General features: G+C 36.3%; 21 protein-coding genes and 1 tRNA gene. 6 read left to right on the top strand and 16 right to left on the bottom strand.

The features are described from left to right. Window position 1: 1 nt before the first annotated feature. The 6 genes from pstC to AC0L0O_RS03185 all read right to left on the bottom strand — a co-directional run bounded on the left by pstC (window position 2) and on the right by AC0L0O_RS03185 (window position 6757). Window positions 2–952 (bottom strand): phosphate ABC transporter permease subunit PstC, encoded by a 951-nt coding sequence (gene pstC / locus AC0L0O_RS03210; protein ID WP_000323881.1) that lies wholly within the window; start codon window positions 950–952, stop codon window positions 2–4. 27 nt (window positions 953–979) lie between these two features. Further along, entirely contained in the window at window positions 980–1897 is a 918-nt protein-coding gene (phoX, locus tag AC0L0O_RS03205) for a phosphate ABC transporter substrate-binding protein PhoX (protein WP_000871263.1), read from the bottom strand. A gap of 331 nt (window positions 1898–2228) precedes the next feature. Beyond that, a complete protein-coding gene (locus tag AC0L0O_RS03200; protein WP_000039015.1) occupies window positions 2229–4349 on the bottom strand; it encodes a peptidoglycan D,D-transpeptidase FtsI family protein in 2121 nt (706 codons plus the stop codon). Between the two features lie 109 nt (window positions 4350–4458). Continuing rightward, window positions 4459–5736, bottom strand: a complete 1278-nt coding sequence (locus tag AC0L0O_RS03195) for an MFS transporter (RefSeq protein ID WP_000871377.1) — start codon at window positions 5734–5736, stop codon at window positions 4459–4461. Window positions 5737–5850: 114 nt separating this feature from the next. Next, window positions 5851–6462 (bottom strand): superoxide dismutase [Mn], encoded by a 612-nt coding sequence (sodA, locus tag AC0L0O_RS03190; protein ID WP_001052031.1) that lies wholly within the window; start codon window positions 6460–6462, stop codon window positions 5851–5853. 221 nt (window positions 6463–6683) lie between these two features. Beyond that, window positions 6684–6757 (bottom strand) — tRNA-Ile (locus tag AC0L0O_RS03185). 242 nt (window positions 6758–6999) lie between these two features. Between AC0L0O_RS03185 and AC0L0O_RS03180 the strand changes: the two genes are divergently transcribed. The 3 genes from AC0L0O_RS03180 (at window position 7000) to ispG (ending at window position 9463) form a co-directional block, all read left to right on the top strand. Beyond that, window positions 7000–7758 carry a DUF1189 domain-containing protein gene (locus tag AC0L0O_RS03180; protein WP_000021907.1) on the top strand — a complete coding sequence of 253 codons (759 nt, stop codon included), beginning with the start codon at window positions 7000–7002 and terminating at the stop codon, window positions 7756–7758. A gap of 71 nt (window positions 7759–7829) precedes the next feature. Further along, window positions 7830–8195, top strand: a complete 366-nt coding sequence (locus AC0L0O_RS03175; protein WP_000825409.1) for a hypothetical protein — start codon at window positions 7830–7832, stop codon at window positions 8193–8195. Between the two features lie 164 nt (window positions 8196–8359). After that, complete coding sequence (gene ispG / locus AC0L0O_RS03170; RefSeq protein WP_002194540.1) at window positions 8360–9463, top strand: flavodoxin-dependent (E)-4-hydroxy-3-methylbut-2-enyl-diphosphate synthase; 1104 nt, start codon at window positions 8360–8362, stop codon at window positions 9461–9463. A gap of 80 nt (window positions 9464–9543) precedes the next feature. Here the strand turns inward: ispG and AC0L0O_RS03165 are convergent, their stop codons facing one another. The 4 genes from AC0L0O_RS03165 to AC0L0O_RS03150 form a co-directional block, all read right to left on the bottom strand. Next, window positions 9544–9957 carry a Fur family transcriptional regulator gene (locus AC0L0O_RS03165; RefSeq protein WP_001054512.1) on the bottom strand — a complete coding sequence of 138 codons (414 nt, stop codon included), beginning with the start codon at window positions 9955–9957 and terminating at the stop codon, window positions 9544–9546. 13 nt (window positions 9958–9970) lie between these two features. Then, window positions 9971–10804 (bottom strand): metal ABC transporter permease, encoded by an 834-nt coding sequence (locus AC0L0O_RS03160; RefSeq protein ID WP_000613822.1) that lies wholly within the window; start codon window positions 10802–10804, stop codon window positions 9971–9973. Continuing rightward, window positions 10804–11574, bottom strand: coding sequence for a metal ABC transporter ATP-binding protein (locus AC0L0O_RS03155; protein WP_001059649.1), 771 nt, complete (start codon window positions 11572–11574; stop codon window positions 10804–10806). The genes AC0L0O_RS03160 and AC0L0O_RS03155 overlap by 1 nt, the downstream gene beginning before the upstream one ends. A gap of 240 nt (window positions 11575–11814) precedes the next feature. Continuing rightward, window positions 11815–12693 carry a YitT family protein gene (locus AC0L0O_RS03150; protein WP_000435958.1) on the bottom strand — a complete coding sequence of 293 codons (879 nt, stop codon included), beginning with the start codon at window positions 12691–12693 and terminating at the stop codon, window positions 11815–11817. A 148-nt stretch (window positions 12694–12841) separates the two neighbouring features. On the opposite strand from AC0L0O_RS03150, the gene AC0L0O_RS03145 reads away from it, so the two are divergent. Then, window positions 12842–13096 carry a DUF2624 domain-containing protein gene (locus AC0L0O_RS03145; RefSeq protein ID WP_428888989.1) on the top strand — a complete coding sequence of 85 codons (255 nt, stop codon included), beginning with the start codon at window positions 12842–12844 and terminating at the stop codon, window positions 13094–13096. A gap of 18 nt (window positions 13097–13114) precedes the next feature. Here AC0L0O_RS03145 and AC0L0O_RS03140 read toward each other — a convergent pair whose 3' ends face one another. After that, the gene (locus AC0L0O_RS03140) at window positions 13115–14011 is read right to left on the bottom strand and encodes a deoxyribonuclease IV (protein ID WP_000238740.1); all 897 of its coding nucleotides are present in this window, start codon (window positions 14009–14011) and stop codon (window positions 13115–13117) included. A 230-nt stretch (window positions 14012–14241) separates the two neighbouring features. After that, complete coding sequence (locus tag AC0L0O_RS03135) at window positions 14242–15552, bottom strand: DEAD/DEAH box helicase (protein WP_000194030.1); 1311 nt, start codon at window positions 15550–15552, stop codon at window positions 14242–14244. A 180-nt stretch (window positions 15553–15732) separates the two neighbouring features. Here AC0L0O_RS03135 and vrrA point away from each other — a divergent pair, with 180 nt between their 5' ends. Together vrrA and AC0L0O_RS03125 are read left to right on the top strand one after the other, a co-directional pair. Continuing rightward, window positions 15733–16485 carry a VrrA/YqfQ family protein gene (gene vrrA / locus AC0L0O_RS03130; RefSeq protein WP_000484152.1) on the top strand — a complete coding sequence of 251 codons (753 nt, stop codon included), beginning with the start codon at window positions 15733–15735 and terminating at the stop codon, window positions 16483–16485. A gap of 89 nt (window positions 16486–16574) precedes the next feature. Next, window positions 16575–17525, top strand: a complete 951-nt coding sequence (locus tag AC0L0O_RS03125; RefSeq protein WP_000706670.1) for a 4-hydroxy-3-methylbut-2-enyl diphosphate reductase — start codon at window positions 16575–16577, stop codon at window positions 17523–17525. Window positions 17526–17565: 40 nt separating this feature from the next. On the opposite strand, the gene AC0L0O_RS03120 is transcribed toward AC0L0O_RS03125, so the two are convergent. The 4 genes from AC0L0O_RS03120 to rpoD all read right to left on the bottom strand — a co-directional run bounded on the left by AC0L0O_RS03120 (window position 17566) and on the right by rpoD (window position 21420). Then, on the bottom strand, window positions 17566–18687 hold the full coding sequence (locus AC0L0O_RS03120; protein ID WP_473785645.1) for a Nif3-like dinuclear metal center hexameric protein: 1122 nt from the start codon (window positions 18685–18687) through the stop codon (window positions 17566–17568). After that, window positions 18684–19391, bottom strand: coding sequence for a tRNA (adenine(22)-N(1))-methyltransferase (locus AC0L0O_RS03115; protein ID WP_001006552.1), 708 nt, complete (start codon window positions 19389–19391; stop codon window positions 18684–18686). Before AC0L0O_RS03115 ends, AC0L0O_RS03120 begins: the two co-directional genes overlap by 4 nt. Before the next feature lie 165 nt (window positions 19392–19556). Continuing rightward, complete coding sequence (cccA, locus tag AC0L0O_RS03110) at window positions 19557–19913, bottom strand: cytochrome c550 (RefSeq protein WP_000828148.1); 357 nt, start codon at window positions 19911–19913, stop codon at window positions 19557–19559. 385 nt (window positions 19914–20298) lie between these two features. Next, entirely contained in the window at window positions 20299–21420 is a 1122-nt protein-coding gene (rpoD, locus tag AC0L0O_RS03105) for an RNA polymerase sigma factor RpoD (RefSeq protein ID WP_000764058.1), read from the bottom strand. Window positions 21421–21439: the final 19 nt, after the last annotated feature.

The following is a 21439-nucleotide window of genomic DNA, read 5'->3' as shown; positions in this document are numbered from 1 at the left end:
ATTATGTCACCCTCCTAAAGCGGCGCATAATAAACTGAGACATGATGTTCATTATAAAAGTAAATAAGAATAACGTCGCGCCTACAGCGTACATGCTGTAATAAGTAATTGTTCCATGCGGAGCATCACCTAAACTCACTTGCACAATATAAGCTGTTAACGTTTGAATAGATTGTGTCGGATCGAGCGATACGTTCGGCGTAGATCCCGCTGCAATTACAACGATCATCGTTTCACCGATTGCCCTGGAAGCAGCTAATATAACCGCTGCCATAATCCCTGTAAAAGCCGAAGGAAACACGACTTGTTTTACCATCTCTAACCGAGTTGCTCCCAGTGCTAATGAAGCTTCTTTCGTTCCTTTTGCTACAGATCTCATTGCATCTTCAGACAGGGAGGCAATTGTAGGTATCATCATAAAGCCAATAACAATACCTGGACTAATCGCATTAAAAAACTGTAAATCAGGTATAATCCGTTGCAAAAGCGGTGTAACAACTGTTAATGCAAAAAAACCATATACAATTGTCGGTATACCTGCTAATAGTTCTAACATCGGTTTTAATACTTTTCTTGCACCGTTTGAAGCATATTCGCTTAAAAATACGGCACACGCTAAACCGATAGGAATTGCTACGAACATAGCAATCGCTGTTACAAGGACCGTTCCACATATAAGTGGTAATATACCGAACTTAGGATCTTCAAAAAAAGGTAACCATTCCTTTTCCGTCAAAAAGGATTGTAATGGTATTTTTTGAAAAAACATTATTGTTTCATTGGAAAGCGTAAAAATAATTCCAAGTGTCGTTACAATAGACACGCTAGCAATTATTTTTAGTAATAATGGAACGATTCGATTGATTCGCTGCGTTTTTTTTCTCTGTTTTGTATTTCTTTCAATCAAATGTTGTACAGAAAATGTAATTTGACTTTTGTCATTATAAGCCAAAGATGAAAACCCCTTTCCACCCTGACATTACCTTTTTATTTCTGTTAACATCCGCAGCTGTTCATTGTATTTTTCTTTTGGTAATTTTACATATCCAACCTCTTCAGCGAGATTACCGACATGCTGAATCATAAACTCAATATAATTTGCTACATTCATTTTATTTCGGATAGATGCATGATTCACATAAGCAAATAGTGACCTAGATAACGGCTTATACTCACCTGATTGGATGGTATCTTTCGTCGGAAGTACACCATTCACTTTTATTGCTCTCACCTTATCTCGATTGGCCATATAATAAGCATATCCTACAAAAGCAATGGCATTTTTATCATTCATTACCCCTTGCATAATAACTTGATCATCTTCAGACAAAGAGACTTTTTTTACAATGCGACTTTTTTGTAAGATGACATTTTGAAAATAATCATACGTACCAGAGTCTACACCTGGCGCATAAAACTTTACCTGTTCACGTGGCCATGATGAATGAATTTGTGACCATCGCTTTTCACTTTCATCTTCACTCCATAATAGACGTAACTCGTCTACCGTCATGTTGTCTACCCAAGTATTTTGACGATTCACAACGATTGTAAGACCATCATAAGCGACTTCAAACGGTGTAAACTGAATGGAGTTTCTCTTCATTTCATTTTCTTCCACTTGTTTCATTACTCTCGAAGCATTATTTATATCTACTTCTCCTTTACTGAAACGATTAAATCCTCCTCCTGTCCCAGAAACACTGATGGAGATTTTCACGTTCGGATGCACCTTTGTATATTCCTCCGCTACTGCTTCTATAATAGGAAAAACCGTTGAGGATCCATCAACTCTCACTTCTCCCATTTCATTCACAGCAAATGCAGTAGACGTGCCAACATAAAAGAAACATGTCGACAGTATGAAAACTTTAATTGATGCACTTATCCATTTCACGTGTTCTTCCTCCTAGAAGTAACCGGAAATAACAGGATTACAGATATAAGAATACTGCTAAACTATTAATTCGGTTTTAATTGTTTGTAAAAGTTTTGTAAAGTTCCACAAGAATCAACATAAGGTAAACTTGAATCCATATCCACCGTTCCTCTTCACAGATAATTTCCCCCGTAAAATCGGTATTCTCTAGGTGCTTGTGTAAGTATCATTTGTGAGATTTCTTATTTTTTTTCGATATAATATGCTTGTCCACCTTATTAAAACGTATGCATGAACCATAAAAAAAAGCACACTATCTTTTCAGATAGTGTGCTTTTTTTACAACTTTTTATTCATCATCTTGTTCTTTATTTTTCTTATCTATTTCATCTTTAGTAGCTTCGCCATTTTCTACTTTTTTCAAATCAAAGTACGCGTCCATAATGTCACGGCTAATATATCCGTTAATACCTGATTTATCATCTACCCAAGGTACAACAACAGAAAATGCTACTTCAGGGTCTTCAAGTGGCGCATAACCTACTAATGTTAAATTATATGTTTCTTTACGCTCACCGTTTGCCTTTTTACCAATCTCTTTATCTCCGCCATACACAGTTTGAGCTGTACCTGTTTTACCAGCAGCTTTATATGGTGCACCTGCAAAGTATTTCGCAGCTGTACCACCAGAATCGTTAAATACTTGTCTAAATCCTTCCTGAACACGTTTAATTTGTGATTCAGGCATATCAATACGATTTAGTACTTTCGGCTCCATTGAATGAACAACTTTTCCAACTTCGTCTTGTTTCGCTGACGGTTGACGAATTTCCTTTACAACTTGCGGCTGCATACGATATCCACCATTTGCAATTGTTGAAACATATTGTGCTAATTGAAGTGGCGTATACGTATCATACTGTCCAATTGATAAATCTAGTAGGAAACCTGGCTGATTTCCTCTACCTGTTTGGCCCGCAGATTCATTTGGTAAATCAATACCTGTTTTTACGCCAAGTCCAAACTGTCCGAAATAATAACGCATCGTATCAAATGCTTTTTGTGGTATATCTAACGTACCACCTCTTACATATTGAACGCCTGCGATATTCATCGCTGTTTTAAACATATATACGTTAGAAGACATTTTTAATGCTGTTAAATCATTAATATATCCCATCGTCTTCCACGAAGATTTTGGTGGCGTTCCCTTTAATCTGATTGGTTCATCAAGTTGAACTGAACCTGGTTGAATTGCACCTGTTTGATATCCTGTAAGTACTGTCGCACCTTTTACAGTTGATCCCATCGGATAAGAGCTTGTCATCGTTCCTAATGCGAAATCTTGTACTTTCGTTTCGCCATTTTCTTCCACTAACTGTTTCCCTGCCATAGATAAAACTTCACCATTTTTTGGATTCATCATTACAACGAATGCACGATCTAAATAGGGTTGTCCACCTTTATATCTCAATAAATTTTTCGTGATAATTTCTTCTACACGCTTTTGTAATTCCATATCAATTGTTAAATTTAGATTATTACCACTTTGCCCTTTTGATACATTAATCGTTTCTAAAATATTACCGTTTTTATCTGTAACATTTCTCACTTCCGCTTTATTACCGTGCAAACTATCTTCATATTGCTGCTCAAGATAACTTTTCCCTACGCGGTCATTTCGATTATAATCACGAACAAGATAGTAATCTAGTCTTTCTCTAGGTAAACCTTCATCAGACGTTGACACCCCGCCAAGTACACTTCGGAATAAATCATCATAAATATACTTTCGATCCCAATCAACATTCGTATCTACACCCGGTAATGTTGCTAGATTTTCACTAATAATAGCGTATTCTTGTTCTGTAGCATCCTTTTTAATAACTTGTGGCGTCATCGCATATCCGCCGTCCATTTTGCTTTTAATCGCTAGTACTTCTAAATCTTTTGCGGATAATTGATTCACTTCTTCTTCTGTCACGCGATTTCGTTGACGCTCATCTAATTCTTTATCGTCAATTTTTTTATCTTTAAACTCTTGACGATCTTTATTCGTAATTTTTTCTTTAGCTTCCTCTTTATGAATAGCAAGCCAATAGTCTTTCTTATCGCGATCTGTTAATTTATCTGTCGGTACTTCAATCAAATCTGCTAGCTTTTTCGCTGTTTCTAAGCGAGCCTCTGCAGTTGATCCTTTCATTTTTGTAAATGTAATCGTACGTACAGCTGCATTATCTACTACAGGTCGCCCATAACGGTCAAATATTTTCCCACGTGGTACAGGATTACTAATCGTCGAGTTCTCTTTCCTCTCCACTTCATTTTTATATTCCTCACCGCGAACAATTTGTACATATCCAAGCCTTACAATAACCGCGGAGAACATTAAAAACACGCAGAAAAACAGCACGTTTAACCGAAAAGGAACGTGAGTCTTTTTCTTTTGTTGTTTCTGCTTCTTGCTCATACAAACCCCCTCTACCAACAGCTATGTAATGTGAAAGGGACACCTTCATACAGGTGTCCTCACTGCTGTCTTACATCTTTTTCTATTCTAGCATAAAACAAAAGAGAAGTTAACCTTCTGGTTCAGTTTGATTCTGCGTGGTCCCTTGCGCTACAACACTTGTTTTCCCCGCATTTCCCCCATCATATTTGACATTTTTAACTGCAAAATAAATAAGAAAATGTCCAGCACCTAAAATACATAGTAAGAAAGGTAAGCTCTTTTCAGGCGGAAAGAATAATACAGCACATAAAAAACTTAAAACTGAACAAATTCTCCCAGCATTTAACCATAATTCTCGGACAACTACATACTCTACACGCCACTCTCTCGCATTTTTCGCTCTACCAATTACATCATATGTCATCGATCCATACGGAACGAGTAAAATAGGGTATGCAATGGCAATGCATGCTGCATAAATAAGTAATTTTGTGTATGTAACATTGAATATAACTAAAAATACGACCGCATATAAAATAATGCCTCCAAGTAAAATTGCTTTTTTTCGCCACTCTTTCTTTAACATACGAGCGACTAAGTAGTAACATACAAATGATACAGCAGAATTTACTAAGCTATATTTCCCTAATGCGAGCTCACTATCGGTTGCTAAGTACACATATACTGAAATAACAAAAATAAATGTTCCCTCTCTCAATCCCTGGAAAAAATGAGCACGTGTAATTCTTCCCCAATTTTTATCAATCCGTCGCTCTTTCAAAACTTGCGTAATCTCATAACGCCCTTCACATTCTCTCTTGGATAAAAAAAAGCTTAACACAACAGCAATTGCAAACAGCACTAATGAAAGAAAGAATATGACCGTATAGCCACTCCATTTTTCCATACGCGAAATTGTGTATCCAGCTGCTATCGGTCCAATCATGCCAGAGAAAGATGTAAGAAGTCCAAGAAACCCGTTAAAGAAATCCCTTGTTTCTGGTTCTGTAATCTCAAATGTTAATAAGTTAAACGCGAGCCAGTAAAAACCATATCCAACTCCTAAAAGAGCCCCCATCAATAAAATATAGTGAGAAGCACTTTTTCCCGCTACTAAAACAACGATAAAAAAAGTAGCTAACGTGCCTACGCCTATTCGCAACAAGATTGAGCGATCAATACGCTTCGCTAATTTCCCACCTATAAGAAATGTGAGAGGCTGTAATACAACGCTGGCCAAATTATACAAGCCAAGATTCACATAATTTTGTGTTTGTTTCCATAAATAAATGTTCACAAACGTATTCGATAAAGAAATTGCGAGCGTGTATAAACCTCCAATAAGGAGCAATAACACTAAATCCCGATTCACTTCAACGTCACCAATTATATGTTTCCACTTCATACACAACTCTCCTTTACTTCATGTTCTAGTCTTCCAAAGACAAGCCCAATTATGTAAAAGGAAAGCATAGAAAAAAGCTAGGAGCATTCTCCTAGCTTTTTATCGTTATTACAATTATTTTGCTTCTTGGTAACGTTTTTCAGCAGCGTTCCAATCTACAACATTCCAGAATGCACCGATGTAATCTGGACGACGGTTTTGGTAATTTAAGTAGTAAGCATGTTCCCAAACATCTAAACCGATAACTGGAGTTTTACCTTCAGTTAGAGGAGAATCTTGGTTTGGCGTGCTTGTTACTTCTAACTCACCATTATTTACTACTAACCAAGCCCAACCAGAACCGAAGCGAGTTGCGCCAGCTTTTGCGAATTCTTCTTTGAACGCATCGAAGCTACCGAATTTCGCTTCAATTGCAGTTGCAAGTTCACCTACTGGTTGTCCGCCGCCGTTTGGAGATAAGATTGTCCAGAAGAATGTGTGGTTAGCATGTCCGCCACCATTGTTACGTACTGCTGTACGGATTGCTTCTGGTACTTCGTTTAAGTTTGCAACTAATTCTTCTACGCTTTTGTCAGCTAATTCTGCATGACCTTCTAAAGCAGCGTTTAAGTTTGTGATGTACGTGTTATGGTGTTTTGTATGATGGATGTTCATTGTTTCTTTGTCAAAGTGAGGCTCTAAAGCATCATACGCATAAGGTAAATTTGGTAATTCGTGTTTTGCCATTGTTATATTCCTCCCAGTTTATGTATTGCCACTTAAGTGACATACAACTTCATTCTACCCTAATTGCCATAGGGTGCAAACAAATAAATCACATTGTCTTGCTATCATTAAAGTAGCAAAATTCCCACTTCATTTCAATTAAAATGCTCATATATTTCATAAAAAAAGCTCCCTTCTACAAGGAAGCTTCCTGCCGACATAATAAACATGTGAAATGGATATGGACCCTGTAGGACTCGAACCTACGACCGGACGGTTATGAGCCGTCTGCTCTAACCAGCTGAGCTAAGGGTCCACAATTATGTATGTAACAATACATCAAATAAAGGAATTCCTATCGGATATATTCTTTAAGAAATGTAAGATAAATTTACCATATAGAAAAGAAAAGTGTCAATTGTATTTTTCTCATTTAAAAGAAGAAAATTAATAAAAAGAAATTTAGTTATCTCTACTATATGTAAATATAATATATCTTGAGATTCCCTAGATTCCTACGTTACAATGATTTTATACATACATAAAGGAAGTGAATCTATGTCCATATTTACCCAATTAGTCAAAAGCGTATATTCGCCTAAAGATATGGCGCTATTCCGTTTTCAAAAAATCGGAAAAACCATTTTGTATATTATGCTACTTTGTCTAATCACTACTATTCCAAGAACATTCTTTTACGGTAGCTTTATTCAAGATAGTGTTACTATGGTAAATCAAGCAATTGAAAAAGATTTACCTGATTTTAAAATCGAAAACGGTGAACTAAAAGCTGATATTGAAGAACCTATTCAAAAAGAAGAGGGAGATGCTCTTTTCGTATTTGACCCAAATACAACAGATATTGAAAAATACCAAAATAAAACGGGTTTATTTATTTTAAAAGATAAAGTAGTTTCTATAGGAAATGGCCAAACGCAAACATACTCCTACAATGATTTACTAGGGACATCTCTTGAGAAGAAAGATTTACAAGATTTCATTTCTGTATTCGATAGTATCTATCCAATTTTATTAGCTGTTATCGGCGTATTAGTATATCTATTCCAATTGTTCATTACTTTCTTAGGAATTACTTTACTTGCGTTTATAGGTTCTGCTATGAGTGGTCAACGTAAATTATCTTATAAGCAAGTATGGACGTTAACTGCTTACAGCTACACAATTCCAACAATTTTCTTTATGATTATGGATCTATTCAAAATCGTTGTGCCTGGTTCAACATTCATTTATATCGCAGTTGTTTTAATTGTTCTATACTTAACAATTAAAGAAGTTCCAAAACCGAATGAAAAATAAGAACAAAAAAATGCCTAAATAGGCATTTTTTTTTTGGACAAGCATATATTCCTAGCAAAGGAGTGAAGAATATGAAGAGATTAGGTATATTCTTATTCGTGCTTGTTCTTGGTTATATATTTTATTACGATATAAAAATCGGCACTTTACCGATGTTAAGTTCATATAAAAAAACAAATGCAGCCCAAACAATAAAACAAGAAAGTACAAATACAAAACAAAATAAAGAGAACAAAGCAGAAAAAGAAACAGATGTAACTTATAAAACAATTGAAGTCAAAACAGGTGAGACAGTTCTTTCTATTACTGAACAAATTAATAAGAAAAAGATCCCTTCCATTGAAAAGGTAATTGATGACTTTAAACAACTAAACAAAAGTACTTCTGCTACAAAAATACAAATTGGAAAGTCTTATAAATTCCCGTTATATCAATAAGCAATCACTTAATCCTTGTCAATTACATAAAGGCGCTGATACAATAGTAAAAGTGAAACCGAGCACTTCGGTTTCTATAGCCCTGTATCACGTATACTATCATTGATATAAGGGACTAAATAAGAAACTTCTTTTATAAGGAGAGCGATCTATTCGTGAATGAAATGACTCATCGTACAAAAACACGTCCAGTTAAAGTCGGTAATTTAACAATTGGCGGTAATAATGAATTAATTATACAAAGTATGACAACAACAAAAACACATGATGTTGAAGCAACAGTTGCTGAAATTAAACGTTTAGAAGAAGCTGGCTGTCAAGTCGTGCGTGTTGCTGTTCCAGACGAACGCGCAGCAAATGCCATTGCTGATATTAAAAAACAAATCAACATTCCACTTGTTGCTGATATTCATTTTGATTATCGCCTTGCTTTAAAAGCAATTGAAGGTGGCATTGATAAAGTACGTATCAATCCAGGTAACATTGGTCGTCGCCATAAAGTAGAAGCTGTTGTAAATGCAGCAAAAGAACGCGGTATTCCAATCCGTATCGGTGTAAACGCAGGTTCATTAGAACGTCACATTTTAGAAAAGTACGGATACCCAACTGCAGATGGTATGGTGGAGAGCGCCTTGCATCATATTAAAATTTTAGAGGACTTAGATTTCCACGATATTATCGTATCTATGAAAGCCTCTGATGTTAACTTAGCAATTGAAGCATACGAAAAAGCTGCACGTGCTTTTGATTACCCATTACATTTAGGTATCACAGAATCTGGAACATTATTTGCCGGAACTGTAAAAAGTGCTGCTGGTCTTGGAGCAATCTTAAATAAAGGTATCGGAAATACACTACGTATTTCACTTAGTGCTGACCCAGTTGAAGAAGTAAAAGTTGCGCGTGAACTATTAAAGTCATTCGGCCTTGCATCTAATGCAGCAACACTTATTTCTTGTCCAACTTGTGGTCGTATTGAAATTGATTTAATTAGCATCGCTAACGAGGTGGAAGAGTACATCTCTACACTGCAAGTACCAATTAAAGTTGCCGTACTTGGTTGTGCTGTAAATGGTCCTGGTGAAGCTCGTGAAGCTGATATCGGTATTGCCGGTGCACGCGGAGAAGGATTATTATTCCGTAAAGGGCAAGTTGTTCGTAAAGTACCAGAAGAAATAATGGTAGAAGAACTAAAAAAAGAAATTGACGTAATTGCTGCCGAAATGGCTGCTGAACGAGAAAAAGAAAAAGAAACACAAGAACAATAAAAAGAAGGTTGCCCACAATATTTGTGAGCAACCTTCTTTTATACGCAAAAAAGCTCGTCAGTTCTATAACTGACGAGCTTTTACTTTGCACATTTTGGACAACGTCCGTATATTTCAAACTTATGACCTGTTACTTCATAACCGTTAAAATCTTTATTCATAAAATCCATTGGGCAGGAAGTAATCTCTTTCGTCCCCCCGCAATCTAAGCAAATAAAATGATGATGATGTTCCATAATAGAACATGTAAAACGAAAATGTTTTTCACCGTTTAATTCTGTTTGTTCTAAAACACCGATTTCAGCAAACACCGTTAAGTTACGATAAATCGTATCAAAGCTAAGACCTGGATAATCATCCTTCATATGCTCTAAAACGTCTTTCGCCGTTAAATAACGATTGTGAGCTGCAAATAACCTCAGCATTTCTTCTCTTTTCCCAGTATGTTTGTATCCTTTATCTTTCATTAGGCGTAAAGCTTCTGTTAGATTCATATCTATCCCTACTTTATGCAGTTTTTTTCTTCTTCCATAAAATCGCACCAATTAAAATAAGAACTGCTATCATAACAATTGTACCACCTGGCGCTAGATCAAGTTGATACGAAGCAAACATTCCACCAATTACTGCAATTTCACCAAATAAAATGGAGAAGAAAATTGTTTGTTTAAATCCATTTGCAATACGAATACTTGCAGCAACTGGTAATGTCATTAATGATGATACGAGAAGAACCCCTACTACACGCATTGATACTGCAATGACAAGAGCAACCAATATAATGAAAATAAAATGAATCCACTTTGCACTCAAACCGGTTGATACAGCGTATTCCTCATCAAACGATAGTAAAAATAACTCTTTGTATAATAAAGTAATCGTTATAATAACAACAATTGCTACAATGCCGATAATGATTAAATCCGTACTTGTTACAGCACTTACACTACCAAATAGATAACTAAATAAATCTGTGTTAAATCCATTTGCAAGTGAAATAAAAATGACACCAATACCCATTCCTGCTGATAGAATAATCGGAATTGCTAATTCTTGATAATGTTTATATACAGTACGTAGTTTTTCAATAAGTAACGCCCCACCAATAGAAAAAATCATCCCCATATATAACGGATTTAAGAACCCCCCTGTGAAAATTGTTTTTTCTAGTAGTAAACTTGCAGCAATACCCGATAATGTCACGTGACTTAACGCATCCGCAATAAGCGACATGCGGCGAATGACAACAAATACACCGATAAGCGGCGCAACAAGTCCTATTAAAATCCCTGCATATAAAGAGTTACGTAAAAAGTCATATTGTAAAAAATCTTGTATCATTATATCCTCCCGTGATGCTCATGCTCGTGTTCTAAACGATGAACATGATGTCCATATAAGACGGACATTTCTGCATCTTCTAACTCTCGGAACTTTTCTACATTTCCATGGAAATGTAAATGTTGATTTAAGCATGCAACATGTGTTACTTTCTCGGTAACAGCTCCCATATCATGCGTAACGAGAATTAATGTGATTCCTAGCCTTTTGTTTAAATCCTCTAATATCTCATAAAAACTTTCTACATTCTTCACATCGATTCCAACAGTGGGCTCGTCCAAAATAAGTAATTCAGGATCACTAACGAGCGCACGAGCAATAAATACACGCTGTTGTTGTCCGCCAGAAAGCTCTCCGATATTACGTCCTTGAAATTCACTCATCCCTACATCAGCAATCGCTTTTTCTACCTTTTCCTTATCGTTTTTCGTGAAAAAGCGAAACAACCCTTTTTTCGAAACGAGTCCCATTGACACAACTTCAAACACAGTTGCCGGAAAACCAGAATTAAAGCTATTTGCCTTTTGCGACACATAACCAACTTTGTTCCATTCTTTAAACTTCTTACTATCAACACCAAACAAACGAATACTTCCCTGTTTTGGCTTTAAAACACCTAATAAACACTTTAGCAAAGTTGATTTCCCAGAACCATTCGGGCCAACTAAACCTAAAAAAGCTCCCTTCGGAACTTGCAAATTAATATCTTCTAACACATTTCGATCTTCATATCGAAATGACAATCCTTCTATTTCTAATATATTATTCATAGCATCTCACCTATTTTAATTCAGAATGATTCCGATTTATATCTATTTGAATTATAGTACAGCTTATTATAGTTGTAAACCAATCTGCCTAAAATATATCTACTTTTTCAAGAAACCTTACTATTATAACAAAAAGCAGAGAAAAATTCTCTGCTTTCGAAAAATATTCCTATAAAATGAAACCTTAATGAGATGAGGCCATCACCTACCGATTGGTAAAGGCTTTTACTGGATAATTTTTTAGTGAATAGCCGATTTAAACTTACCACCATTTGTCTCTTGTGTACTCATAATCGTAACAAATGCATTCGCATCAATTTCATACACAATTGATTTCAGCTTTGTCACTTCCAAACGCGTTACAACTGCATAAATCACTTCTTTTTCTTTATCCGTGTAACCGCCTTTCGCTACAAGCTTTGTAGTTCCACGACCAAGACGATGTAAAATCGCATTTGATACTTCCTCATATTGATCTGATACAATTAAAACTGCTTTCGTTTCATCTAAACCTTGAATGACTGTATCAATTGTTTTGAACGCAATATAGTACGTCATAACAGAATACATAGCTTGTTCAACACCAAATACAAATGCTGCCCACGCAAAAATGAATAAGTTCACAAACATTACAAATTCGCCAACGGAGAAAGGTAATTTTTTCGTTAATAAAATACCCATAATTTCTGTTCCGTCCATTGATCCACCATGACGAATAACGAGCCCTACACCAAGCCCTAAAATAAGACCACCAAACACTGTCGCTAAAATTGGCTCTGTTGTAAATGGCGGAACAGCATGTAACGTTGATTCAATAAACGCTAAAGCTACAATACCGAACGCCGAAGATAGCATGAACGTTTTTCCTATTTGCTTATAACCTGAATACATAAATGGGATGTTGAGAATAACGACTAAAGTAGAGAAGCTTAACCACCAAATATTAGGAGTAAGATAATCTAGTATAAGAGAAATACCAATAATTCCACCATCAATAATTTTATTCGGCATTAAAAATAATTCAATCGCTACCGCTGCACATGCTGCCCCAAAAATAATCATAACTAAACGATAAATAAGATGGATAACACTTTCTTTTCGATGTTGCTTTTGCTCCATAAATCCTCCCATACTCTTTTTCTATAGTTTTGTCTCTTTATTATAACATACGCTTCTTTTTGTCATGAAAAAAGAAACTCTATACGAATATGTACAAGCTACGTACTCATATATTTCGATAGAAGAACGTGTGAAGGAGGATAAAACGATGAACCTCATTAAACAACTTGTAAATAAAAAATTAAATCATATTTCTACAAAAGATTTATTGAAATATAGTAAAGAATATGAAGTTCCAATTACGACTGCACAAGCTGATCAAATTGTTGTACTTATGAAAGGAAAGAATATTAACATTTATGATAATGACGAACGACTAGAGCTCTTAAAACAAATAGCAAAATTAACCTCCCCTGCTACTGCCCAACAAGTAAATACTTTATTTCAGCAACTACTAAAATAAGGAGGGGATATCCCCTCCTTATTGCGCTTTAATTTTTTCAAGAAGTCCTTCATCAAAAGTACCATTTTTCAGCATTTCGATTTCTAATTTATATGGCGGCTTCTTATCTTTTTTATCTTCACCTACATATGGCGTTTCAAGAATTTTTGGTACGTGCGTTAACTGTGGATGATGCACAATATGATGCAATGCTTTATAACCGATATGACCGAAACCAATATTTTCATGACGGTCTTTTCCTGCGCCGCGTACATTTTTACTATCATTAATATGAAGTACTTGTAAACGATCGATACCAACAATCTTATCAAATTCGTTTAATACACCGTCAAAGTCATTTACAATGTCATATCCTGCATCGTGCGTATGACATGTATCAAAGCATACTGATAGTTTTTCATTATATTTTACACCATCAATAATTTTTGCAATTTCCTCGAAACTACGGCCGCATTCTGTTCCTTTTCCTGCCATCGTTTCTAACGCAATGTTAACAGTCTGATCTGGCGTTAACACTTCATTCAGTCCTTTAATAATCTGTTGAATACCAGCATCCGCTCCTGCACCAACGTGCGCACCTGGGTGAAGAACGATTTGTTTCGCCACACCTAATGCTGATGTTCTCTCAATTTCCATACGAAGGAAATCTACACCTAATTGGAATGTTTCTGGCTTCGTCGTATTTCCGACATTAATAATATATGGCGCATGTACGATAATCTCTTCAATACCGTTTTGTTCCATATGTTTTCTTCCTGCTTCTATGTTCAATTCTTCAATTGGTTTTCTTCTTGTATTTTGCGGTGCACCTGTATAAATCATAAACGTTGTTGCACCGTATGAAACAGCCTCTTCACTTGCTGCTAATAACATTTTCTTCCCGCTCATGGAAACATGAGATCCAATCTTTACCATACAATCACCTCTTCAATATACAATAGATATAATGATAGCATAATTTGTAGAAATATGTAGTGAATTGTTTGTTCACAAAAAACGCACTACATAAATTTATACGACTATTTAAACAGACTATACTCTTCATTTACATTATCTGGATGAAGTGAAACTTTAATCAATATTTTCTATCCATATTGATTAAAGCTCTCACAAATAGCTGAATAAAAAAAGATAAGGGAAATCCCTTATCTTTTTTTATTGCTATATTTTCTCTTCACTTTGTCACGTTCAGTTGCAAGTTTGCGTTTATAGTTTGGTTTTACTTTTTTCGGCTTTTTAATAACTTTCGTTGCCATAACGTCAAGTTCATCATTTGGTTTTTTACGGCTCTTACGACGACGGCGTTCACCTAAATCCGCCCACTCATCTCCTCGTAAATCTACATGTTTGAACTCAATATGACGTTGTTTTTCTAAACTATCTAGCGCTTCTTCGTTTGCTGGATCATAAATCGTCACTGCAATACCTGAATGCCCTGCACGTGCTGTTCTTCCAACGCGGTGAACGAAGAAATCTAAATCTGATGGAAGCTCATAGTTAATAACATGACTAATTCCTTCAATATCGATACCACGTGCCGCTAAATCAGTTGCAACAATATATTGGAATTCTAGGTCACGAATTTGTTTCATCATTTTTTTACGATCACGCGGTGATAAATCTCCGTGAATTCGTCCAACTTTTAAGCCGCGCTCCATTAATCCGTCAGCAACCTGATCCGCCATCTTCTTCGTATTCGTGAAAACAACTGCTAAATACGGTTTAAATTGTAGCAACATTTTATTCACTAAATCGATTTTGTTACGATGTTTAGACGGAACTAAATAATGCTCAATATTTCCAGCCGCAACTTGTTTTGGATTGATATGAATATGCTCTGGATTCTCCATATATTTCTTCAGAAACGGTTTTAGTTTTTGAGGAATTGTTGCAGAGAAAACTAGCATTTGCAAGTTTTTAGGCATGCGTGCTGCAATTTTGTCTACATCATGAATGAATCCCATATCAAGCATTAAGTCTGCTTCATCGACAATAATCGTATTTGCTTTATGAACAAATAATGCTTGTTCTTCCACTAAGTCTTTAATACGTCCTGGTGTTCCAACTACAATATGAGGTTGTTTTTTCAACTTTTCAATTGATCGTTGTTTATCAGTTCCACCAATTAAACAACGTGCTGTAATCATTTGATCTTCCGCACAGAACTTTGTTAATTTCACGATTTCTTCGTAAATTTGTTGTGCTAACTCACGAGTAGGCGCTGTAATAACAAGTTGTACTTCTTCACGACCTGGGTTAATTCTGTTCAATGTAGGAAGTAAGTATGCATGTGTTTTCCCAGAACCTGTTTGGGATTGTCCAATTACACTTACACCTTTTTTTACGACTGGGAAAATTTTCTGTTGAATTCCTGTCGGCTCTGTAAAGCGTAGTTCACGAACTGCATCTATTAAAAATGGTTTAAAATCATACTGTGTAAAAGTTTGTTGTGTCATAAGTTACACCTTCTTTCTAAATTTCTACTGCGCGCACAAATCAGTCAAGTCTACATTATATCGAAATCTACAAGTAAAATCCATCTTTAGTTTAGGTTTTTACTTCAAAAACTAACCTTCTTCCCTCTTATTGCATATTGTATGTGTATATACCTAACTGAAGAAAGGAGGATTTCTCACATGTTTCCAAAATCACCCAATAGGCAAATGTATCCGAATCCAGGGCAGCAACCTTATACACCATATCCAATTCCACAACTACCACCGATGGCACAAAAAAAGAAAGGGTTCCTTGCTAAACTCTTTAAAAAACACGATCCAACCGAACCTTTCATGCAAATGGTTCCGCCTTATCGACAAATGGAAGGACCACCGCCAATGATGCACCAGCAACCGCCACCCCAATATCGACAGCAATATCAACAACAATATCAACAACAATACCAACAACAATACCCGCAACAATACTCACAGCAATACCAACCATACATGCAGCATCATCCCGAGCAAATGATCCCTCCTCAAATGTATGAATCAAACGAAACGCGCGGCGGTGCAGCAACTACAGCAGCATCAAGTAGCGGCATCGGTAGTTTTTTTTCGAATTTAATTTCGAATCCAACTAATATGATAAATAATATCGAAAAAGTATCACAAGTCGTTCAATCTGTAAGCCCTGTCGTCGAACAGTACGGTCCCATTATGCGTAACCTACCAAGCATCGTTAAAATCCTCACCTCTGGAAAAAGTACGGAAGAAAATCCAACCGAAGATCAAACTGAAGACCTAACAGAAAAGGTTGAAGTAGCAACTCCACCTCCTCCACAAAAAAAAAGAAAAAGAAAAAAAATGGTGATTGAGCCAGTTATAGAAAAAGAAGTGCGAGAGGAGCCTGTTCAAAAAATAGCAACAAAACCAAAACTATATGTGTAACAATCCTTTGTTTTCTATCCACTCCTCCTTTATAATGTAAAAGACTATGCACAAAAGTATCCCTTGTTTAGAAGGAGAGGATTACTCATATGAAAATTGTTAAAATTTCCCCTCGTGGTTATTGCTACGGTGTTGTGGATGCGATGGTTATTGCACGTAACGCCGCATTAGATACATCATTACCAAGACCTATTTATATTTTAGGTATGATTGTTCACAACAAACATGTAACAGATGCATTCGAAGAAGATGGCATCATCACTTTAGACGGTCCAAGTCGATTAGACATTTTAGATAAAATCGATTCTGGTACTGTTATTTTCACTGCACACGGTGTTTCTCCAGAAGTTAAACAACGTGCAAAAGAAAAAGGTTTAACAACAATCGATGCCACTTGTCCAGATGTTACAAAAACACATGACCTTATTGAAGCAAAGAAAGCTGAAGGTTACCATGTCATTTATATCGGCAAAAAAAATCATCCAGAACCGGAAGGCGCAGTTGGTATCGCACCTGATATCGTTCACCTTATCGAAAGAGCCGATGATTTAAAAACATTAGAAATTCCAACGGATAAAATTTTAGTTACAAATCAAACAACGATGAGCCAATGGGATGTGCAACATTTAATGGAGGACATTCAGAAAAAATTCCCAACAGCAGAGTTCCATAAGGAAATTTGTTTAGCAACTCAAGTTCGCCAAGAAGCTGTTGCCAAACAAGCTGATGTTGCCGACTTAACAATTGTTGTTGGTGATCCGAAAAGTAACAACTCAAACCGTTTAGCACAAGTATCACAAGAAATCGCTGGTACGAAGGCATACCGCGTTGCAGACGTAAGTGAAATTAATTTAGAATGGTTACAAGGTGTAGAAAACGTAGCTGTTACAGCAGGTGCTTCTACTCCAACACCAATTACAAAAGAGGTTATCGCTTTCTTAGAGCAATATGACCCAATGAATCCCGCTACATGGGAGAGAGTTCGAAAAGTACCGTTACAAAAAATATTACCTCGTGTAAAAGTGAAAAAAGAACAATAATAAAAACCGTTGCCTATATGAGCAACGGTTTTTATTTTTCTTATACAAATGTAAATGGATCTGTATGTAACTGCGAAGCATGAATGTTTACATTAAGTTTCTTTGCATCCACTTTTTCTTGTAATTGCTTTTGTACACCTTGCTTCATTACCTTTTCAACGTTATGTCCTGGGTCAACTATATTTAAACCGAGCATCATCGCATCATGAGCAACATGATAATACATGTCCCCCGTTACATATACATCTGCTCCTTTAAATTTAGCTTGATTGATGTATTTGTTACCATCGCCACCAAGTACAGCTACTTTGCGCACTTTATCATCTAATTTCCCAACAACTCGCGCACCCTTTACATCTAATGACTTCTTTACATGTTCCGCAAATTGTCCAAGTGTCATTTCTTCTTGTAAATATCCTATTTTTCCAAGCCCTAATGTTTCACCTTTGTTATCAAGTGGATACACATCATATGCTACTTCTTCATATGGATGTGCCGTTACCATTGCTTTAATTACTTTTCGCTGGAATGAAGCTGGAATAATCGTTTCGATTCGCACTTCTTCCACGCGTTCTAACTGCCCAGTTTCCCCGATATAAGGATTTGTTCCCTCTTGAGGTATAAACGCGCCTGTACCCTCGCTACTAAACGTACAGTGGCTATAATTGCCGATATGACCAGCTCCTGCGTCTCCTAATGCTTTTCTTACTTCTTCTGCATGAGTTTCAGGCACAAACACAACAATTTTTTTCATTTCTTCTGCATATGTCAGTGCCAAAACTTCTGTATTTTGCAATCCTAACGCCTCAGCAAGTAAATCATTTACCCCGCCCTTAGCAACATCCACATTTGTATGTGCTGCATAGATTGCAATATCATTTTTAATACACTTTTCAATAATTTTCCCATACGCCTTATCTGTATGAATCGCTTTTAGCGGGTTAAAAATTAAAGGATGATGCGCAATAATGACATTCGCTCCTAATTGAATTGCTTCATCCACAACTTCTTCCGTTACATCTAACGCAATTAATACGTGCTGCACGGGTTTATTAAGCGCTCCAATCTGCAGGCCAATCTTATCTCCTTCCATCGCCAAATGCTTCGGATACATACTTTCAAATAAAGAAATAATTTCATGGCCATTTGGAATTTTACTCATGATAAAACCTCCCCTATCATTTTCATTTTCACTTCTACTTCCGCGCGCTTCGCTTTTGTTTCCTCAGAATCAGCCGCACGTTCTAACTGCTTTAAAATATTTTGGAAGTTTTTTAATTCTCCTTCCCACTTTTCAACGAAAGCCTCACTTTTTTCTTTTATTAAAAATGGTCCCATGAACAATTCAGTTTGTTTGTTTCCGGAATAAGGAACCTCAATATTTCCTCGTTCCCCTACTAAAATCTCGTAAATTTTCCCATCTTCTTTTACGATTTTTTCATGGATAAGCTCCCATCCATTCTCAATAAACCATTCACGAATGTGATGCGCTGCAATATTTGGCTGTAAAATTAAACGTGTTACACCTTCTAATTTTTCTTTACCACTTTCTAAAATGTCACGAATTAACGCTCCGCCCATTCCGGCAACCGTAATCACATCTACTTCTCCTGGCGTGATAACAGCTAGTCCATTCCCTTTACGCACATCTACTTTATCTTGTAAGCCACTTTCAGCTACAGTTGCTTGCGCAGAACGAAATGGGCCATCTACAACTTCACCTGCAACTGCTTTTGTAGCAATATTATTTATAATTGTATAACACGGTAAATACGCATGATCCGATCCAATATCAGCAACTGTAGATCCTACTGGTATTTCACGCACAACTTCTTCTAATCGTTTTGAAAGCTTTACTTCATTCATGTATTTCCATTACTCCTTCTCTTGTCAGTCTGTCTCCATGATAATGAATTTATAGTAGTTGTTGCAAGTCCATAACAACAATTCCATTCTCTATAACTCATCGTATTTTAGAAAATACAGAAAAACAAGCCCTTTGCATAAGCAAAAGGCTTGTAACACAAAACTTTATTTTTTCTTCGATAGCCAATCAGCTACTTTAGCGGCTTGATCAGCTGGAACTAAATTTGGTGGCATGTTTCCTTTTCCTTTCGAAATAACTTCTTGAATCTCTTCTTTCGAAAGCTTTCCACCAATTTTTTGTAAATTAGGTCCTACCGCTCCTTGTAACTGATCACCGTGGCAGCTCGTACAGCTTTGCTTCACAATATCCTCTGGCTTTGATGCTGTTTGTGCTGGCTTCCCACCATTTTTTGCATCAGCTAACTCTTTAGATTTATTTAGCCCCTGAAATGAAAATACAAACATAACGATAATACCTAATGCTGCAATAAGAGCGAACGGAATCAGCGGATTACGTTTCATATCTCTTCTCCCCCCTCTATACCCCTAAATAGTTAGATGATTCAGTCATTTCCATTGTACTTGAAAACGCTCTATCAGAAAAGAGTAAACTACTAATCGTTAAAAATATTCCATAAATTCAGTTTATTGTTTTTTATTGTTATATCGCTTATTATTTCGATAATTATTAACTTTTCTCATCATATTTTTCACTTTTCTACATATATTTTTGTATAGAATAAACAAAATTAATCGAAAAATCGAAAAATGAGCATTTGCAAATCAAAAGACAATTCTGTAAAATAAATTACAAGAAATTGTAATCGTTGCTGACAGCTAAAGTTTAACAAAAATTAACAAAATAAAAAAGTTTACTTCACAAAGGTGAAGTAAACTTAAAGGTAGCCTATTCTAAGAAATCCTTAAGACGCTTACTACGGCTAGGATGTCTCAATTTACGAAGTGCTTTTGCTTCAATTTGACGAATACGTTCTCTCGTTACGCCGAATACTTTCCCAACTTCTTCAAGCGTACGAGTTCGTCCATCATCTAAACCAAAACGAAGACGTAGAACATTTTCTTCACGATCTGTTAGTGTATCTAACACATCTTCTAATTGTTCTTTTAGCAATTCATACGCTGCATGGTCCGCAGGCGATGTTGCTTCTTGGTCTTCAATAAAATCACCTAAATGGGAGTCATCTTCTTCACCAATCGGTGTTTCAAGAGAGACTGGCTCCTGAGCAATTTTTAAGATTTCGCGCACTTTTTCTGGAGCAAGATCCATTTCTTCACCAATCTCTTCAGGAGATGGTTCACGTCCTAAATCTTGTAATAATTGACGTTGTACACGAATTAACTTATTAATCGTTTCAACCATATGAACTGGGATACGAATTGTTCTTGCTTGGTCTGCAATCGCACGTGTAATTGCTTGGCGAATCCACCAAGTTGCATACGTACTAAATTTGAAACCTTTACGATAATCGAACTTTTCAACCGCTTTAATTAGACCCATATTCCCTTCTTGGATTAAGTCTAAGAAAAGCATACCGCGACCTACGTAGCGCTTTGCAATACTTACTACAAGACGTAAGTTTGCTTCTGCAAGACGACGTTTTGCTTCTTCATCGCCTTCTTCAATACGCGTTGCAAGTCGAATTTCTTCTTCTGCAGATAGTAAATCTACACGACCAATTTCTTTTAAATACATACGAACAGGATCGTTGATTTTAACCCCTGGTGGTACACTTAAGTCATTTAGGTCAAACTCTTCTTCTGTTTTCGTAATTTGGTGATTATTAGGGCCTTCATCGTTGTCGCCAACTAAGTCAATCCCTTGTTCACCTAAATATTCATAGTATTCATCCATTTGATCGGATTCAATTTCAAATCCATTCATGCGTTCTGCAATCTCTTCATATGTAAGAACGCCACGTTTTTTTCCGAGCTCAGTGAGTTGTTCTTTCACTTGCTCAAGGGTCATTTCAGTTTCAATTTGTTTAGAACGAGCTGGTTTGTCAGCCATCTGTTCCCCTCCTTACGCG

This window comes from Bacillus sp. GS3m_15504, from assembly GCF_055825275.1.
This window is presented reverse-complemented; position numbering and strand designations above follow the sequence as displayed.